Source organism: Metapseudomonas otitidis (genome assembly GCF_011397855.1).
Taxonomy (GTDB): domain Bacteria; phylum Pseudomonadota; class Gammaproteobacteria; order Pseudomonadales; family Pseudomonadaceae; genus Metapseudomonas; species Metapseudomonas otitidis.
In genome coordinates this window covers 397,302-414,996 of record NZ_AP022642.1, presented here as the reverse complement: position 1 = coordinate 414,996, position 17,695 = coordinate 397,302, and the positions used below count along the sequence as shown (strand labels likewise).

At 68.2% G+C, this 17,695-nt stretch carries 9 protein-coding genes and 1 pseudogene; 3 read left to right on the top strand and 7 right to left on the bottom strand.

What is annotated here, in order from left to right; genetic code table 11:
- Window positions 1-108: 108 nt before the first annotated feature.
- On the top strand, window positions 109-1,977 hold the full coding sequence (locus PotMrB4_RS02040; protein WP_172432369.1) for a DEAD/DEAH box helicase: 1,869 nt from the start codon (window positions 109-111) through the stop codon (window positions 1,975-1,977).
- Between the two features lie 126 nt (window positions 1,978-2,103).
- Here PotMrB4_RS02040 and PotMrB4_RS02035 read toward each other — a convergent pair whose 3' ends face one another.
- The 3 genes and pseudogenes from PotMrB4_RS02035 to PotMrB4_RS02025 form a co-directional block, all read right to left on the bottom strand.
- The gene (locus tag PotMrB4_RS02035; protein WP_044403540.1) at window positions 2,104-2,679 is read right to left on the bottom strand and encodes a YceI family protein; all 576 of its coding nucleotides are present in this window, start codon (window positions 2,677-2,679) and stop codon (window positions 2,104-2,106) included.
- A 28-nt stretch (window positions 2,680-2,707) separates the two neighbouring features.
- The gene (locus PotMrB4_RS02030; protein ID WP_107329848.1) at window positions 2,708-3,262 is read right to left on the bottom strand and encodes a cytochrome b; all 555 of its coding nucleotides are present in this window, start codon (window positions 3,260-3,262) and stop codon (window positions 2,708-2,710) included.
- A gap of 203 nt (window positions 3,263-3,465) precedes the next feature.
- Window positions 3,466-4,947, bottom strand: a pseudogene (locus PotMrB4_RS02025) (flavin monoamine oxidase family protein); the annotation flags it as partial.
- 160 nt (window positions 4,948-5,107) lie between these two features.
- Between PotMrB4_RS02025 and PotMrB4_RS02020 the strand changes: the two are divergent.
- Window positions 5,108-6,514 (top strand): adenosylmethionine--8-amino-7-oxononanoate transaminase, encoded by a 1,407-nt coding sequence (locus PotMrB4_RS02020; RefSeq protein ID WP_172432367.1) that lies wholly within the window; start codon window positions 5,108-5,110, stop codon window positions 6,512-6,514.
- A gap of 68 nt (window positions 6,515-6,582) precedes the next feature.
- Window positions 6,583-7,302: a 16S rRNA (uracil(1498)-N(3))-methyltransferase gene (locus PotMrB4_RS02015; protein WP_044403548.1), complete on the top strand. Its 720-nt coding sequence runs from the start codon at window positions 6,583-6,585 to the stop codon at window positions 7,300-7,302.
- Window positions 7,303-7,324: 22 nt separating this feature from the next.
- On the opposite strand, the gene PotMrB4_RS02010 is transcribed toward PotMrB4_RS02015, so the two are convergent.
- Genes PotMrB4_RS02010 through PotMrB4_RS01995 form a run of 4 tightly spaced genes read right to left on the bottom strand, consistent with a single transcriptional unit; the run spans window position 7,325 to window position 17,638 of the window.
- On the bottom strand, window positions 7,325-7,795 hold the full coding sequence (locus PotMrB4_RS02010; RefSeq protein WP_044403550.1) for a chemotaxis protein CheW: 471 nt from the start codon (window positions 7,793-7,795) through the stop codon (window positions 7,325-7,327).
- A 41-nt stretch (window positions 7,796-7,836) separates the two neighbouring features.
- A complete protein-coding gene (locus tag PotMrB4_RS02005) occupies window positions 7,837-8,856 on the bottom strand; it encodes a chemotaxis protein CheB (protein WP_044403551.1) in 1,020 nt (339 codons plus the stop codon).
- Entirely contained in the window at window positions 8,849-16,768 is a 7,920-nt protein-coding gene (locus PotMrB4_RS02000) for an Hpt domain-containing protein (protein WP_172432366.1), read from the bottom strand. Before PotMrB4_RS02000 ends, PotMrB4_RS02005 begins: the two co-directional genes overlap by 8 nt.
- 9 nt (window positions 16,769-16,777) lie before the next feature.
- Window positions 16,778-17,638, bottom strand: coding sequence for a CheR family methyltransferase (locus PotMrB4_RS01995; RefSeq protein WP_044403650.1), 861 nt, complete (start codon window positions 17,636-17,638; stop codon window positions 16,778-16,780).
- Window positions 17,639-17,695 lie beyond the last annotated feature (57 nt).

The window sequence follows — 17,695 nt, the reverse complement described above, 5'->3', positions numbered from 1 at the left end:
GCGCTCCCCGTAGCGGCTGCTAAGGCCTGTACGAAAAGCATTTTTCGTCCAGTACCTCGCCAGGCTGACAAGTCCCCCGGGCCCAGCCCTAACTAGACAGGATCATCCATGTCCTTTGCCTCCCTCGGTCTCTCCGAGGCATTAGTCGGCGCGGTGGAAGCCGCCGGCTACGCCCAGCCCACTCCCGTGCAACAGCGGGCCATTCCCGCCGTGTTGCAAGGTCGCGACCTGATGGTTGCGGCGCAGACTGGCACTGGCAAGACCGGGGGCTTCGCCCTTCCGGTTCTCGAACGCCTCTTCCCCAACGGTCACCCGGACAAGTCCCACCGCCGCGCCGCGCGCCAGGCCCGGGTACTGGTCCTGACCCCGACCCGCGAGCTGGCTGCCCAGGTGCACGACAGCTTCAAGGTGTATGCGCGCGACCTGCCCCTGGCCAGCGCCTGCATCTTCGGCGGTGTCGGCATGAATCCCCAGGTGCAGGCCCTGTCCAAGGGCGTCGACGTGCTGGTGGCGTGCCCCGGCCGCCTGCTGGACCTGATGGGCCAGGGCAGCATCGACCTCTCCCACGTGGAGATCCTGGTGCTGGACGAAGCCGACCGCATGCTCGACATGGGCTTCATCCACGACGTCAAGAAGGTCCTCGCGCGCCTGCCCGCGCAGCGCCAGAACCTGCTGTTCTCGGCGACCTTCTCCAAGGACATCACCGACCTGGCGAACAAGCTGCTGCAAGACCCCGAGCGCATCGAGGTCACGCCGCCGAACACCACGGTCGAACGCATCGAGCAGCGCGTGTTCCGCCTGCCGGCCAACCAGAAGCGCGCCCTGCTGGCGCACCTGGTCACCGTCGGCGCCTGGGAGCAGGTGCTGGTCTTCACCCGCACCAAGCACGGCGCCAACCGCCTGGCCGAGTACCTGGACAAGCACGGCCTGCCGGCCGCTGCGATCCACGGCAACAAGAGCCAGAACGCCCGCACCAAGGCCCTGGCCGACTTCAAGGCCAACGCCATCCGCATCCTCGTGGCCACCGACATCGCCGCGCGCGGCCTGGACATCGACCAGTTGCCCCACGTGGTCAACTACGAGCTGCCCAACGTCGAGGAAGACTACGTCCACCGCATCGGCCGTACCGGCCGTGCCGGTCGCAGTGGCGAAGCCATCTCGCTGGTGGCCCCGGACGAAGAGAAACTGCTCAAGGCCATCGAGCGCCTGACCAAGCAGCGCATCCCCGACGGCGACCTGCAAGGCTTCGACCCCTCCACCGTCGAGGCCGAGCGCCCCGAGGCCCGCCCGCCGAAGCCGGAGCGCAAGCCCCGCGCCGACAAGCCCAAGCGTGAGCCGAGCAACGGCGACAAGCCCCAGGCCGCCCAGGCGGCTGCCGCCGATGGCGAAGGCAAGGCCAAGAAGAGCCGCAAGCGCCGCGGCAAAGGCAAGGGCAAGGCGGACGGCGCCCAGCCGCAGCAGCAGTCGGCGAACCCGGCCGGCAAGCAGAACTCCCGCCCTGCCGGCCCCCCGCCGGTCCCGAGGGACCGCGACCCGGAAGAGTTCCTGGACGATGACGTGGACAACTTCGGCAACCGCGCCGACTACGTCAGCCCGTACCAGGACAAGGGCCGCGGCCGTCGCGGCGGCAATGGTCAAGGCCAAGGCCAGGGCGCCCGCAGCAACGGCGGCGGCGGCGCTGGCAATGGCGGTCGCTCCCGTAACCAGGGTGGCGCCGGCGGCAGCGGTGGTGGCAATGGCCAGCGCCGTGGCGGCAGTGGCGGCCAGCGCGCCCAGGGCGGCGGCAACCAGGGTCGTCGGGAAGAACCCCGTCGTCGCGAGGAGCCGGCCGTTCAGGAGCCGCGCAAACCGGCTCCGAAGATCATCCACAAGGAATCCCGCGCCGACCGTTTCCCGACGCCGGAGCAACTGGATGAGCTGAGCAACGGCAACCGGCCGCGCGGCGAGAAACCCGCCCTGCTGACCCGTAACCGCTGACAGCAAGCCCCACTGAAAACGCCGGCCAAAGCCGGCGTTTTCATGTGCAGTGCCTGGTAGCGCCAGGCCAACTGCCAGAAACAGAAACGCCGGCTTGCGCCGGCGTTTCCATTTCCCTGGGGAAGGTTACTTGCGTACACCTTCGAAGGAGATGATCAGCTCGACTTCCTGGGAAGCCGGGCCGAGGTCCTTCTGGATGTCGAAGTCCTTCAGCTTCAGGGTGGTGGTGCCTTCGAAGCCGGCACGGTAGCCGCCCCACGGGTCGCTGCCTTCGCCGATGAACTTGGCCTTGATCACCACCGGCTTGGTCACGCCGTTGAGGGTCAGGTTGCCGGTCACGTCGGCAGTGCCTTCGCCAGTGGATTTCACACCGGTGGACTCGAAGGTGGCGGTCGGGTGCTTGCTGACGTTCAGGAAGTCACCGCTCTTGATGTGCTTGTCGCGCTCGGCATGGTTGGTGTCGACACTGCCGGTCTTCAGCTCGACCTTCACCTTGCTGGCTTCGGGCGCCTTGGCGTCGAAGCTGAAGGTGCCGTCGAAGTCCTTGAAGGTGCCGTAGAGCCAGCTGTAGCCCAGGTGGCTGATCTTGAAGTTGACGAAGGCGTGCTGGCCCTGCTTGTCGATGACGTAGTCGGCAGCCATGGCCTGGCCAGCGAACAGGGCGGCACCGAGGGTCAGCGCGGCGAGGGATTTCTTCAGCATCGGTGTTTCTCCTTGTGAGGGTGCAGCGTTATTTGGCGGCGCGCCCGAGCATGCGGACCAGGGTGGCGTCGCGATCGATGAAGTGGTGCTTGAGGGCGGCCAGGGCATGCAGGCCGGCGAAGATCACCAGGCCCCAGGCGAGGTACTCGTGGACCACACCGGCCACGTCTTCCTGGTCGGGAATGGTGGTCAGGGTGGCGGGCACTTCGAACAGCCCGAACACCTCGATGCCACGGCCATCGGCGGTGGAGATCAGGTAGCCGGAGATCATCAGGGCGAAGAGGCCGGCGTACAGCGCCAGGTGGCCCAGCTTGGAACCCAGGCGGGTCATGCGGCCATGATTGGCAGGTGCCGGCGGCGGCGGGCTCATGAAGCGCCACACCAGGCGCAGGCCCATCACCAGGAACAGCAGCACGCCGATGCCCTTGTGGATATCCGGGGCGGTCTTGTACCAGCTGCTGTAGTAGTCCAGGCCGACCATCCACAGCCCCAGCCCGAACAGGCCGAAGACCACCAGGGCTACGCCCCAGTGCAGGAAAATGCTGATTGCGCCGAAACGGTCGGAAGTGTTGCGCCACTGCATCAGGAAGGGTCCCTTGAAAACGAATGGCCACAAGCCTAGCGGCAAAAAGATCGAATTAAAGTAGAAAATGTCGCTTTGAAATATCGAGCAATACGATCATTGAAGACGACCCAGCGCGCCGAAAATTTAGCGATAGGACAGGTCTGACAGAGATGTCCGACGGCTGGCACAGCCGCCGGACGGGTGGAGGGGCGAGAGGATCAGAACAGCCAGGAGAAGAAGCCCTTCTTCTCCGACTTGGCGGCCTCGGCCTCGGCCTTGGCCGGGGCGGCAGGTGCAGCGGCGGCGACCGGCTCCACCGGTTCCAGCGGTTTGCCGGCGAACAGGTCGCGGGCCTGGCCGGCGGCGCGCTGGCCACTGCGCAGGGCACCCTCCAAGGTGCCCGGGTAGAGGGCGTCGGTGTGCTCGCCGGCGAAGATCACCCGCTGCAGCGGCTTTTCCCACAGGCGCCAGTACTGGCTGATCTCGCCCGGGCCGTAGGCCAGGTAGGCACCACCGGCCAGCGCATCCTTGCCATAGCGGCGGACCTCGAAGCCCTGGAACTGCTCGCGTGCACCGGGGAAGAACTTGTCCAGGCGGATCAGCACCTGGTCCACCATCTGCCGGTCACCGAAGGCCTGCAGCAGGCGTGCGCTGTCGCCGGAGATGTTCACCAGCAGGTTGGCGCCGCCCTTCAGGGCCGGCTCGACCCACAGCATGCCCAGGCCCTGGTCGCTGTAGACCTCGCCGGAAAGGCGGCTCTTGCCCCACACCGGCTTCTTGAACTTGAGCAGCAACTGGTCGCGCCAACCGTAGTTGATGTCCTTCAGCGCCTTGAGCTGCAGCGCCGACAGCGCCGGGGTGAGGCTGATCTTGTCCATCGCCGGCAGCGGCACGGCCAGCACCACGTAGTCGGCACGGTAGCCGGCGCCGCCGACCTTCACGGTCACGCCGTCCTTGTCCTGGACGATGGCCGAGACGCGGGCGTTGGTCTTCACCGTCTTCAGTTTCTTCGCCACGGCCTGGGCCAGGGCCGCGCTGCCGCCGGGCAGTCGCGCGGCGCGCAGGTCGCCTTCCGGCAGGCCCCGGTAGACGCGGGCCTGCTGGGCCAGGTAGAGCAGCGACAGGCGCGACGGCTCGTCGTAGCGGGAGCGGATGCGCTGGTCCACCAGGGCGCGGGCGGTGGGGGGCAGGGCCAGCTTGTCCAGCCAGCGGGACGCGGTGATGGCGTCCAGGCTCTGCAGGGTATGGTTGACCAGCGGCTTGAGCGGGTCCTCGATGGACGCGGCGAGGTCATCCAGGCTCTTGTCGAAGCGCTTCAGGCCCTCGACGGTGGAAGGCGCCTCCTTCAGCAGGTCGGCCTCGGTGAAGTAGCGGCCGTTCACCAGGTAGCCGGGGGCGCGCACGTAGTCCGGCGCCGGGACGGTGCCGAGCTTGAAGTCCTTGAGGTAGGCATGCAGGGTCGGCTGCAGCTTGGCGGAGCCGATCCACTCGGTGGTGGCCAGGCCGGAGCGGCCGCCGATGTACGGCTTGGCCTCCAGCAGGGTGACCTGCCAGCCCTGCTGCTGCAGTTCATAGGCCGCCGTCAGGCCGGCCATGCCGCCACCGACGACGATGGCAGCGGGTTGTTTCTCCTTGCCCTGCGCACCGGCGCAGAACAAACCGATCAGGATCAGCGCGCACCCGCGCAGCCAGGCAGCAGACATTGGTTCCCCCAAGGAAAAGCGAGCGTCTTTCAAATGGCGCGCAGGATACGCCAGGCGCCCCCGGGCCACCAGAGAACCCCGTCGGCGATGTGCCGGATCGGCCGGCTTGTCCATCTCACCCCTATTGCATAGGCTTCCCCGACCTTTCCGGAGACCGACCATGGGCCAAAACGCCGACTGGATGCAGCGCGACCTCGCCGTGCTGTGGCACCCCTGTACCCAGATGAAGGACCACGAGCGCCTGCCGGTGGTACCGATCCGCCGTGGCGAGGGCGTGTGGCTGGAGGACTTCGAAGGCAAGCGCTACCTGGACGCGGTCAGCTCCTGGTGGGTCAACGTGTTCGGCCACGCCAACCCGCGCATCAACCAGCGCATCAAGGATCAGGTCGAGCAACTGGAGCACGTCATCCTCGCCGGCTTCAGCCACCAGCCGGTGATCGAGCTGTCCGAGCGCCTGGTGAAGCTCACGCCCCAGGGCCTGGACCGGGTCTTCTATGCCGACAACGGCTCCTCGGGCATCGAGGTGGCGCTGAAGATGAGCTACCACTTCTGGCGCAACCAGGGCCTGGAGCGCAAGAAGCGCTTCGTCACCCTGACCAACAGCTACCACGGTGAAACCGTCGCGGCGATGTCGGTGGGCGACGTGGCGCTGTTCACCGAAACCTACAAATCCCTGCTGATGGACACCCTCAAGGTGCCGACCCCGGACTGCTACCTGCGCCCGGAAGGCGTCAGCTGGGAGGCCCATTCGCGGGCCATGTTCGTCCACATGGAGCAGACCCTCGCCGAGCACCACGAAGAGGTCGCAGCCGTGATCGTCGAGCCGCTGATCCAGGGCGCCGGCGGCATGCGCATGTACCACCCGATCTACCTCACGCTGCTGCGCGAGGCCTGCGACCGCTACGGTGTGCACCTGATCCACGACGAGATCGCCGTCGGCTTCGGCCGCACCGGCACGATGTTCGCCTGCGAGCAGGCCGGCATCGCCCCGGACTTCCTGGTGCTTTCCAAGGCACTCACCGGCGGCTACCTGCCGATGGCCGCCGTGCTCACCTCGGAGGCCGTCTACCAGGGCTTCTACGACGACTACCAGACCCTGCGCGCCTTCCTCCACTCGCACACCTACACCGGCAACCCGCTGGCCTGCGCCGCCGCCCTGGCGACCCTGGACATCTTCGAGCAGGACAACGTCATCGAGGCCAACCGCACCCTGGCCGCGCGCATGGCCAGCGCCACCGCGCACCTGGCCGACCACGCCCACGTCGCCGAGATCCGCCAGACCGGCATGGTGCTGGCCATGGAGATGGTCCAGGACAAGGCCAGCCGCACGCCCTACCCCTGGCAGGAGCGCCGTGGCCTGAAGGTGTTCCAGCACGCCCTGGAGCGCGGCGCCCTGCTGCGCCCGCTGGGCAACGTGGTGTACTTCCTGCCGCCCTACGTGATCACCCCGGAGGAGATCGACTTCCTCGCCGAGGTGGCCAGCGAAGGCATCGACATCGCCACCCGTGACGGGGTGAGCGTGGCCGTCGCCGCCGACCTGCACCCCAATCACCGCGATCCGGGCTAGCAGGCGGTTTAACGGCGGGCGGCGAAGCGGGTAAGCTTGCGGCTTTCCCTCTTCAGCCCGCCGAATCCATGCGCCTTTCCCGCTTTTTCATCGACGCCGCCCTCGCCCTCGGGCAACACGCCCTGCCCGAAGCCCAGGCCCACTACATCGGTCGCGTGCTGCGCCTGGCCGAAGGTGATGCCGTCCAACTGTTCGACGGCTCGGGCCAGGAATTCATCGGCGAACTGGTGGAGGTCGGCAAGAAGAGCGTCCGCGTCGAACTGCGCGAAGCCTTCGCCGGCCTGGCCGAGTCGCCGCTGCGGGTCCACCTCGGCCAAGGCCTGTCCCGGGGCGAGCGCATGGACTGGGCCATCCAGAAGGCCACCGAGCTGGGCGTGGCGGAGATCACCCCCCTGGTGAGCGAGCGCTGCGAAGTGCGCCTGAAGGATGAGCGTGCCGACAAGCGCCTGGCCCACTGGCGCCAGGTGGCCATCAGCGCCTGCGAGCAATGCGGCCGCTCGGTGCTGCCGGTGATCCACCCGCCGGTGACGCTGGGGGAGTGGCAGAAGCAGGTGGAGGCGGACCTCAAGCTGGTCCTGCACCCGGTGGCCGAGCCCCTGGCCAGCCATGCGCGGCCAGCCACGCTGGCGTTCCTCATCGGCCCGGAGGGCGGGCTGTCCGACGCCGAAGTGGAAGCGGCCCAGCAGCAAGGCTTCCAGGCGGCACGCCTGGGCCCGCGCGTGCTGCGCACGGAAACCGCGCCGGTGGTGGCGCTGAGCGTCGCCCAGCAGTTGTGGGGGGATTTCTAAGGGGGCAGGCCGCCGCAGCGGCTCAGATCAGGCCAGCGTCCGCCAGGAGTTGCTCCAGGCCGACCAGGTCCGGGATCTTGGCGATACCGTCCTCCAGCTGCACCGAACCCAGCTCCAGGGGCAGCAGCTCGGCATTCGCCGAGGGCAGGTCGGTGTCGACCTTGAGGGAGCGCGGAATGCCCTGCACCAGCAGGGCGATGAACTTCACATGGGCTCGGCTGCCCAGGGCGTTGAGCACCACCACCCGCGCGCTGGAGCCCACCTGGGGCTGGCCACCGCTGGCGGCTTCGAACGACAGCAGGGGCAGGCGCAGGTCGCGCCAGGCCACCTGGCCGAGGAACCAGGCCGGCATCCCGGCGGACGCCTGGGGCGCCCGGTAGGGGATCAGCTCCGCCACCGCCACGTTGGGCACCAGCAGGGTGCGGTCGGTCAGCGACAGCAGCAGCCCGGTCAGGCTGTTGGCGCTCTGGGTGTTGGCGACGGCTTGGCTCATGGCGTTTCCTTCAACGATTCTTCAAGACCACCGGCGGCGCGTCAGGCGCACTGCTCGGCCAGGTGGTTCACCAGCGCCTGGGCCAGCTCGCGCGGGTCGGCACTGAAACTGCTGTAGCCGCCTTCACGCAGGCTGTCGGGCATGCTCGAACAGACGCAGCTCTCGGCCCGCTGGGTCCAGATCGGCGCACCCTGGCGACGCACGTAGGCCGCTGCGGCGCTGCCATCACTGCCCATGCCGCTGAAGGCGATCACGCCGCACTGCTCGCCGAAGTGCTGGGCGAGGTTGAGCATGATCTGGTCGATGGACGGGCTGTAGGGCTCGGGCCAGGGGCGGTTGCCCATGAGCATCGCGCCGTCTTCGGCGAAGGTCAGCTCCTGGGCGATCGGCACCACCACCACCTCGCCGGCGCGCACGTGGTCGCCGGGGCGGGCCAGGTTGACCGGCCACTGGCTGTGGCGGCCTACGGCCTGGGGCAGGATGCTTTCGAAGGCGGGATCGATGTGCTGGGCGTAGAGGAAACCCACCGGCAGGCCGCCGGGCAGGGCATCAAGGAAGGCCTTGACCGCCGCCGGCCCCCCGAGGGATGCCGCCAGCAGCCAGACCTGGCGCGCCGGCTCGCCCGCCACCAGCGGGGTGTCCGCCAGGGCACGCGGCAGGTCCAGGCGGGCGGGGCGCTGGGCCTCGGCCATCAGGGCCTCCAGGCTCGGGCCGACCGCCACGGCGGGGTCCCCCACCAGGCGCTTGAGCTTGCCGAACAGGCGGCGCTCCCAGCGCGGGTAGTTTTCCGAATGGCGTTCCGGGGCGTGCCCTTCGCCGAACAGCACCGGGGCGCTGGCGCGCTCCAGCAGGCTGTCCACCAGCGGCGAGTCTTCCGACTGGGCCAGGTCCACCAGCCAGAGGTCAGCGTCGCAGGCGCTCAGGGCGTCGTCGTCGAGGCGGGCCGGGTCACTGTTGAGGATCACCTGGTAGCCGTTGCCGACCAGCGCCTGCTGCAGCACATGGCGCTGCAGCGAGGTGTCGGCGATGACGGCGATGCGTGCAGAGGTTTTCTCAGTCATGTCCCTTGACCAGTCGCTGGATGGTTTCAAGCAGCAGGGACTCCTGGTACGGCTTGCCCAGGTAGTCGTTCACGCCGATGGCCATCGCCCGCTCGCGGTGTTTCTCGCCGGTACGGGAGGTGATCATGATGATCGGCAGGTCCTTCAGGCTCGCGTCGTGGCGCACCAGGGTGGCCACTTCGAAGCCGTCCATGCGCGGCATCTCGATGTCCAGCAGCATGACGTCGGGGCGGTGCTCCTGCAGCTGGGCGATGGCGTCCACCCCGTCCTTGGCCGTCAGCACGTTCATGCCGTTGCGTTCCAGCAGGCGGCTGGTGACCTTGCGCACGGTGACCGAGTCGTCCACCACCATGACCACCGGTGGGCGGTCGTGGTCCAGCTCCGCCGGCAGGGCGGCCTGGCTGGTGGTGCGAGGCAGCATCTGCACCTGATGGGCGTGGCGGGCGCGGATGGTCGCCAGCAGGTCGAGAATCACCACCACGCGGCCGTCCCCGAGGATGGTGGCACCGGAGATGCCCTGCACCCCGGCGAACTGCGGGCCGAGGCCCTTTACCACGATCTCGCGGGAGCCGGCCAGGGCGTCCACCTGGACGGCCACGGCGTGCTCGGTGGAACGCACCAGGATCACCGGCAGCGGCAGGCTCTGGCCCACCAGCTTGGGATGCTGGCCATTGTTCAGCAGGTCGCCCAGGTACTTCAGCTCGTAGGCCTGGCCGGCGTACTCGAAGCGCGGCGCATCCGGCTGGTAGTAGGCCTCCAGCTCGTACGGGGAGACCCGCACGATACCTTCGATGGTGTTCAGCGGGATGGCGTAGAGGTCTTCGCCGGAGAGCACCATCAGCGCACGGTTCACCGACACGGTGAACGGCAGGCGGATGAGGAAGCGCGAGCCCTCGCCCGGGGTCGACTCGATGCTCATGGAGCCGCCGAGCTGCTTGACCTCGGAGTGCACCACGTCCATGCCCACGCCACGCCCGGAGATCTGCGTGACCTTCTCGGCAGTGGAGAAGCCGGCCTCGAGGATGAACTGCAGCACCTCGTGATCGGAGAGCTGGGAGTCGGCATCCATCAGCCCGCGCTCGATGGCCTTGCGGCGCACGGCGTCGAGGCGGATGCCGCCACCGTCGTCGGACAGGGTCAGGAGGATGTCGCCACCCTCGCGGCCCAGGGTCAGGCGGATGGTACCGGCGTCTGGCTTGCCGGCGGCGCGGCGCAGTTCGACCGGCTCGATGCCGTGGTCGACGGCGTTACGCAGCATGTGCTCCAGGGGCGCGACGATGCGCTCGAGCACGGTCCGGTCCATTTCGCCCTCGGCGTTGCCGACGAGGAATTCCACCTGCTTGCCCAGCTCGCTGGCCACCTGGCGCACGATGCGGCGCAGGCGCGGTACGAGGCGGTCGAAGGGCACCATGCGGGTCCGCATGAGGCCTTCCTGCAGCTCGGTGTTGACCCGTGCCTGTTGCAGCAGCAGGGTTTCGGCGTCGCGGTTACGCGCGGCCAGGGTTTCCTTCAGGTCCAGCAAGTCGGACGCGGACTCGAACAGCGCGCGAGAGAGCTGCTGCAGCTGGGAGTGGCGGTCCATTTCCAGCGGGTCGAAGTCCTCGTAGCCGGCGCGCTCGGCCTCGGCCTGGTAGCGGCTGAGGATCTGCGCCTGGGTCTCGGTGTCGAGGCGGCGGAGCTGGTCGCGTACCCGCTCGATGGTGGATTCCATCTCGCTCAGGGTGAAGCTGAAGTCGCTCACCTGCTGCTCGACACGGCCCCGGAAGATGGACGTTTCACCCGCCAGGTTGACCAGGCCTTCCAGCAGGTCGGCCGGGACCTTGACCATTTCCTGCGGCGCACGACGTGCGGCGGCATCCTGGGCGGCTTCCTGGGCCTTGAGCACGAACGGCAGGACCTTGTCCTCGGTCACCGCCACCGGCACGGCGCTCGCCGCCACGATGGGGGCTGCGAGGGTCGGCTGGGGCGCCGGCTCATGGATCTCGGCAGGCGCTTCGGGCTCGTCCGCCAGGCTGGCGTCCAGGCGTTGGCGCAGTTGGTCCAGCTCGGCCTGCAGGCCTTCGAAGCCGGACTGCACGTCGAGGAACAGGCTTTCGGGCCAGGGCGCGCCTTGTTGCAGCGCCTCGGTCAGGTGCTGTTCCAGGTCGTGGCTGAGGTCGCCCAGGCGTTTCTGGCCGGCCAGGCGCGCACCGCCCTTGAGGGTGTGCAGCAGGCGCAGCAGGTCGTCGATCTGGGCGCTGTCGTCGCGGTTCTCTTCCCAGCGGCCGATGGTGCGCTCCATCGCTTCCAGCAGGTCATCACCCTCTTCGAGGAAGATGTCGAGGATGTCGGCTTCCGCCTCATCGTCCTCCACCACGGGCGCGGCGACAGGCTGCAGGTGCACGCTGGAGGGCATGCTCAGCTGTTCGTCGGGGTTGGCACGGAAGCGGCGGATCGCCTCGATCAGCACGCTGCCATCCGGCACCGCGCGCTTGTCGCGCACGGCTTCGAGCATCTCGGCAAGGCGGTCGTGGCAGGACTGCAGCAACCCGAAGAGCGTCGGGCTGGCACGCAGGCGGCCGCCACAGAGGCCTTCGTAGAGGAATTCCAGTTCGTGGGCGAGGTCACCGATCTCGCGGATCTCGGCCATGCGCGCACCACCCTTGAGGGTGTGCAGGTCGCGTTGCAGGGCCTCAACTTCCAGCAGGTTGTCGACGTCCTCCATCCAGCGCTGCAGGGCGTTGCCGGCGCTTTCGATGATGTCGAAGCCTTCCTCGAGGAAGATTTCCACCAGTTCGGGATCACGGTCATCGAAGGCGCTGTGGACCGGCTCGCTCACCACGGGAGCCGGTACAACCGGCTCGACCGGGGCGGGCATCTCGGCCACCTCGGGCAGCGCCAGCTCGATGCTCGGCTCGTCGTCCACCTCCGGCAGCACCGGGGCTTCATCCACAGGCAGCCATTCGGCGTCCAGCTCGGGCTCGGGCTCGGGCTCGGGCTCGGGCTCGGGCTCGGGCTCGGGCTCGGGAGAAAGTGTGGCTTCGGCTTCGGCTTCGGCTTCGGCTTCGGCTTCGGCTTCGGCTTCGGCTTCGGCTTCGGCTTCGGCTTCGGCTTCGGCTTCGGCTTCGGCTTCGGCTTCGGCTTCGGCTTCGGCTTCGGCTTCGGCTTCGGGGGCAGGCGACAGGTCGCCTTCGGTCTCGTCAAGCAGCCAGGTATCGGCCTCGGCGCTTTCCACGAGCGCCGGCTCGTCGGTCTCCGGCAGGGGCAGGTCTTCCAGCACCAGCGGGGCGTCGGCGTCGGGCTCGTCGAGGGTCGGCAACGGCAGGACGTCATCGTCCAGCTCAGGCAGGCCGGCATCCAGTTCGAGGGGCGCTTCGGACACCTCATCCGGCAAGGCGGGCGCTTCCACCTCTGCCTCTGGCGGCGGGGCGATGGCCTCATTCACCGGGGCCTCGGCCACCGGCGCGACGGGCAGGCTTACCGTGCCGCCTTGGCGAAACGCACGAATCGCCTGGATCAGCGCCTCCGGGTTGCGCAGCGGTTGACGGGCCTGGAGCTGGTCGAGCATCACGGCCAGGTCGTCATGGCTGGCCTGGAGCAGGCCGGCCAATGCCGGGGAATGGTTGAAGCGACGGTCCACCAGCCCTTCGTAGAGGGATTCGAGTTCGTGGGCGAGGTCGCCGATAGGGGCGATCTCGGCCATGCGCGCGCCACCCTTGAGGGTGTGCAGGTCACGCTGCAGCGAGTGCAGCGGCGCGTGGTTGTCCGGCTCGTCGAGCCAGCGTTCCAGCGCCTGGCCGGAGCTTTCCAGGATGTCCACGGCCTCTTCGAGGAAGATGGAAACCATCTCCTCGTCGAGGTTCTCGTAGGCCAGCGGTGCGGCGGCCGGTTCGACCGCGGCGACCGGGACGGGCTCCGGCTCGATGGCCTCGGTGGGCTCGTCGAGCAGCTCCGGCAGGGTGACCGGTTCAAGGGCCGGCACTTCATCCAGTTCGGGCAGCGGCGGCAGTGCGTCGTCGTCCGCGAGCGTCAGCTCGGCTTCGGCGGCGGGCGGCAGCGGCTGGTCCGGCTCTTCGACCAGCAGTCCGGTGTCGCGGTCCATGTCCAGCAGCGCGAGGGCTGCCGGATCGACGGCCTGCTGGAGCAGGTCGCGCAGGGCCTGGACCCGCTCCGGCTGGGGGGTGACCTGAAGGGCCGCGGCGACCTGGTCCATCATGCTGATCAGCGCTTCGTGGGCCCGTTCAGCCTCGTCGAAGAAGCGTTCGCTGACCGGCAGGCTGCCTTCCTCGACAGCACCGTAGGTGTCCAGCAGGGCTTCGCAGAGCTCTTCGATCTGCGGCAGCTCGGCCATCTCGGCGCCACGGCCGAGGGTGTTCAGTTCTTCCAGCAGGGCGCCCAGTTCCTGGCGCTCGGAGGGGTGCTCGCGCCAGCGGCGCAGCAGATCCTCGGCATCCAGGAGGATGTCCATGCCTTCGGCGAGGAAGATGGAGATCAGTTGCGGGTCGCGCCCGGCCTGGCCCTGCTCGCCCAGGCGAGCGGCTTCGGCGGCGCCGATGCGCTCGGCATGCAAGCGCTGGACGCGTTCGAGGAAGGCCTCGGTCCCGGGGATCGGGCGCAGTGGTGCGGTTTCCAACTGCTCCAGGCCGATGCGGAACAGTTGCTCGGCATCGCGCAGCAGTTCGGCATCCACCAGGTCCATCTGGATCAGGTTGGTCTTGTATTCCTTGGCCAGCTTCTCCAGCGGCATGGCGATGGCGGCGATCGGCAGGATGCCGGCCATGTGTGCACTGCCCTTGAGGGTGTGCAGGGCGCGCTGGAGGTTGTCGGTCACCGGCTGCGGCAGGGACTGCGTGCAATCGGCGAGGAAGCCGACGAGGGTTTCCAGGTGGGCTTCGGCCTCGTTGCGGAAGATGTCCAGCAACTGCGGGTCGAGCGGCTCTTCATCGGTCGACGCGCTGGAGGCAACGGTCGGCGCGGCCACTTCGGGCTGAGAAGGAAGCTCGCCCACGGGCTCGGCAGCCTGTACGGAGACCGGGGCTTCAGATTTTGGGAGGCGCTGCCCCTTGGCCAGGGCGTGCGCCTCGGCGGCCAGGTGGTCGACATCGTCCCGCTGGCGCTGGGCCTTGGCGGCGAATTCGTCCACCAGTTGCGGCAGCAGGGCGACCACGTCGTTGACCACGCCTTTGACGTCTTCATCCGGCTGGATGCTGCGGTCGAGTACGCGGTTGAGCAGGTTCTCGATGGACCAGGACAGCTCGCCGATGACCAGCGCGCGGACCATGCGGCCGCTGCCCTTGAGGGTGTGGAAGGCACGGCGTACTTCGGTCAGCGCGTCCTTGTCTTCCGTATTGGCGCACCAGCGCGGCAGGTAGTCGCCGATGGTCTCCAGCACTTCGCCGGCTTCTTCGATGAAGACTTCCAGCAGTTCGTCGTCCACCGGCTCTTCGTCGGCAGGCGGCGGCAGCAGGCTGGGCGGGACCTCGCCAGCGGGCGGGTTGATGGGCTGCACCGGGGCGGCCATGACATCGGCCATGGACAGCGCGCGGGGCGCTTCCTCGACCGGGGCGACAACGGGCTCCAGCGGGGCGGAGGGCAGGTCGACCTCCGGCAGGTCGAGGCCGCTCAGCTCCACGTCGTCCCAGTTGGGGGTGGATTCGGGCAGCGGCTCGAGGCTGAGGGGCTCGTCCAGCATCGGTTCAAGGGGCTCGGCAGCCGGCAGCGGCTCGAGGGCCTCGAGGTCGAAGGAGGCGAAGGGCTCGTCGGCCGGCTTGGGCTGATCGAGGGATTCCAGTTCCAACGGGGCGTCGAGGCTGAAGTCGATGACCTCGGGCGCCTGGACCTCCGGCTCGCCGAGGTTCCAGTTGTCATCGGAGACCAGCAGCGTCGGCGCGTCATCGGCCTTCAGCTCGGTGGTCTCGAAGCTGTCGAGGGTGCCCAGCTCCAGAGGCTCGTCCAGCAGCGGCTGGGCCTCCAGCTCGGGCAGTGCGTCGAAGGCTACCGGCTCGGCGCTGTCCAGCGGTTCGAGCTCCGGCAGGGCATCCAGTGCAGGGGCCTCTTCCACCGGGGCGGAAGGCTCGGCGAAATCGGCATCGAGCGTGATTTCCGGCTCGGCCGGCAGGGGTTCGAAGGCCAGGGGCTCGACCGGCTCGGGCGCTTCCTCGGCGAGGACTTCGATCTCCTCCACCGGGTCGGCCAGCGGAGCGGGCTCTTCGGCCTGGAACTCCGGGAGATCGAGGATGGAGGGCTTGGCCTTGAGCGGGTAGCCCAGGTTCTCCAGGCTCTCCTCGGCCACGTCAAGGATCATGTCGCCTTGGGTGGCGTGGTCCTCGGAGAGGCGCTCCAGGTAGTACTCGACGCTGGTGATGGCGTCGGCCAGGGTGTCCAGGCTCTGCCAGTTGGGCACGGCCTTGCGGGCCAGGAGCTGTTCCTGGATGTAGCGGTTGCAGGCTTCCAGCAGGGCAGCGGCGCGGGCCAGGGGGATCATCGCCAGGCCGCCACGGACCTGGGTCAGCAGGTCGGGCACGCGGGCCAGGTGCTCGTGGTTCCACTGGGAGGCGATGAACTCGATGATCGCGTCCTTGGCCTGTTCGAGGCCATTGCGCGCTTCCTTGATCACCAGTTGGTGGATCTGCGCCACGTCGGTGGTGGGCAGGTGGCTCTCTTCGCGGGAACCATCATCGGCCGGGCCGACCATGCCGGCGAGGGTCGCCTCGACGTACAGCAGGGCGCCGGCGACGTCCATGAGAACGGCGTCGTTGGGCTCGCGCTGGCCGAGGGACAGGCTGTGGATGACGTCGATCTGGTCGAGGATGACCCGGCGCGGTTGGCCGAAGCCGAGCACGGCCAGGGTGTCGGCGATCTGCTTGAGGGGCGCGAGCAGGGCATCCAGCTCGGTGACGCCGCGGCGGTCGCTGCGCACGAAGATGTCGAGGCTGTCCTTGACGCGGACCAGCTCTTCGCAAAGGGCGGTGACCACCGAGCGCATGGCGTCGCGGTCGGGGCCGGCCAGGCGGGCACGTTCCTCGTCCACCACGTCGGTGTCGGGCAGGGCTTCGTCGAGGCGGTACTGTTCCTTGAGGGCACGGATGCGCGGCGACTGGGCCGGGGCCTTGGCGATGTAGAACAGCAGGTTCTTGACCAGTTCGTCCGGGGCCGGCTGGTTGATGCCATCGGCGCCCTGGTCGACCAGGCGCTTGAGTTCCTTGTCGATCTGACGCAGCAGGGTGCGGACGGAGGTGCCGTTGACCACGCTGCCATTGGCCAGGCCTTCGACCATGCCGGAGGCGATGGGCCACAAGGTGCCCAGCGGGGCCTCCTTGCACAGCGATTCGAGGCGGGCGAAGACGCGGGCCATGTAGCCGAGGTTGGTGGCCAGGTCCTGGCCACGGATGATCCCCACCAGGGCCATCTGCAGCATCTGCCGCAGCTTGCGCAGCAGCACCGGCAGTTCGGCGGTGCGCATGCGGGCCAGCGCATCCACCGAGAGCGCGGGGGTGCGGCTGGAGAGATCGGGGGAGAACAGGCTGGTTTCGGACAGCAGCTTCTCGCCACGGGCGGCGCGCAGGTCGTTGAGCAGCGGCAGGACGACCATGGGCAGGTCACGGCGCGCGCTCTGGATGCGATCCAGGTAGACCGGCAACTGCAGGATGGCCTGCATGAGCACTTCCAGGGCCTCGCCCTGGTTGGTCACGCGGCCTTCCATAAGTGCCTGGGCGAGCTGCTCCATTTCCTCGGCGAGCAGGGCCGCGCCGTAGAACTCGACCATCTGCAGGGTGCCGTGGACCTGGTGCACGTAGGTCTGGCAGAAACGCATGCGCGTCGGATCCTGGGTGTTCTCGACGAACGCCTCCAGGGCCTGGCGGGCCTGCTTCAGGGTTTCCGCGATCTCGCCCTTGACCCACTCCAGGGCGACATAATCGTGCCGATCACTCATAGCCGTCTGCTATCCCTTCCGGGTGAATGCCAGAACCTGATCGTCGGCCACCGGCTCCAGGTCCGGATGGTGCCAACCAACCACTTCACCGACGCCGATCACCATGAGCCCACCGGGTGCCAGGCGCTCGGCCAGGCGGTTGAGGATTTCACGGCGACGCCAGCGGCGGAAATAGATCAGCAGGTTCTGGCAGAAAATTACGTCCATGCCGGACATTGGCGCCTTCGCCAGTTCCAGCACATTGAGCCGGGCGCAACACACGCGCGCGGCCAGGCTCTCCACAACTTTGAAACGGCCATCGCCCAGAGGCTGGAAGTAGCGCTCGCCCATGTCGCCTTCCAGGTGCTCCAGGCGCCGTGCGCCGTACACCCCCTCGCGGGCCTTGTTCAGGGCGCTGAGGCTGATGTCGGTGCCGGTCACACCAAAATAGTCGGGCCGCTCGCTACCCGTGAGGGCCTCGGCGGCCGCGATGGCCAGGGAATACGGCTCTTCGCCGCTGGAACAACCGACGCTCCAGAGGGCGAGGGGGCTGTCCAGTCCCTTGGCAACACGCTCGCGCAGATAGGCGCCGAGCAGGTCGAACGAGGGTCCGTGGCGGAAGAAACGGGTTTCCTGAACGGTGAGGCGGTCCAGCAGGGTCGACCATTCGACGGCACCACGTGGTCCGTCGGTGACCTGGCGGAAGTAGAGGGTGTAGTCGTCTACGCCCAGCTCTCGCATCCGCGCGGTGAGGTTGGTCTGCAGGAACGAGCGTCGCTGCTCGTTGATGACCACGCCGGTACGTTCCTCGAGCAGCGATTGCCAGTCATGGAACTGCGCGGGGGTCATATCGGCCATGGGTTTCAAGGCCCACACGCCGCCAGGCTGCATGCTGTCGTGCCTCTCGCTCATGGCCGTTGCGCCGCAACCTCAGGCTGCGGCACCTCC

Coding starts and splice junctions, on each gene's coding strand:
- PotMrB4_RS02040 (WP_172432369.1), top strand. CDS start 109: ATGTCCTTTGCCTCCCTCGGTCTCTCCGAGGCATTAGTCGGCGCGGTG.
- PotMrB4_RS02035 (WP_044403540.1), bottom strand. CDS start 2,679: ATGCTGAAGAAATCCCTCGCCGCGCTGACCCTCGGTGCCGCCCTGTTC.
- PotMrB4_RS02030 (WP_107329848.1), bottom strand. CDS start 3,262: ATGCAGTGGCGCAACACTTCCGACCGTTTCGGCGCAATCAGCATTTTC.
- PotMrB4_RS02020 (WP_172432367.1), top strand. CDS start 5,108: ATGGGCCAAAACGCCGACTGGATGCAGCGCGACCTCGCCGTGCTGTGG.
- PotMrB4_RS02015 (WP_044403548.1), top strand. CDS start 6,583: ATGCGCCTTTCCCGCTTTTTCATCGACGCCGCCCTCGCCCTCGGGCAA.
- PotMrB4_RS02010 (WP_044403550.1), bottom strand. CDS start 7,795: ATGAGCCAAGCCGTCGCCAACACCCAGAGCGCCAACAGCCTGACCGGG.
- PotMrB4_RS02005 (WP_044403551.1), bottom strand. CDS start 8,856: ATGACTGAGAAAACCTCTGCACGCATCGCCGTCATCGCCGACACCTCG.
- PotMrB4_RS02000 (WP_172432366.1), bottom strand. CDS start 16,768: ATGAGTGATCGGCACGATTATGTCGCCCTGGAGTGGGTCAAGGGCGAG.
- PotMrB4_RS01995 (WP_044403650.1), bottom strand. CDS start 17,638: ATGCAGCCTGGCGGCGTGTGGGCCTTGAAACCCATGGCCGATATGACC.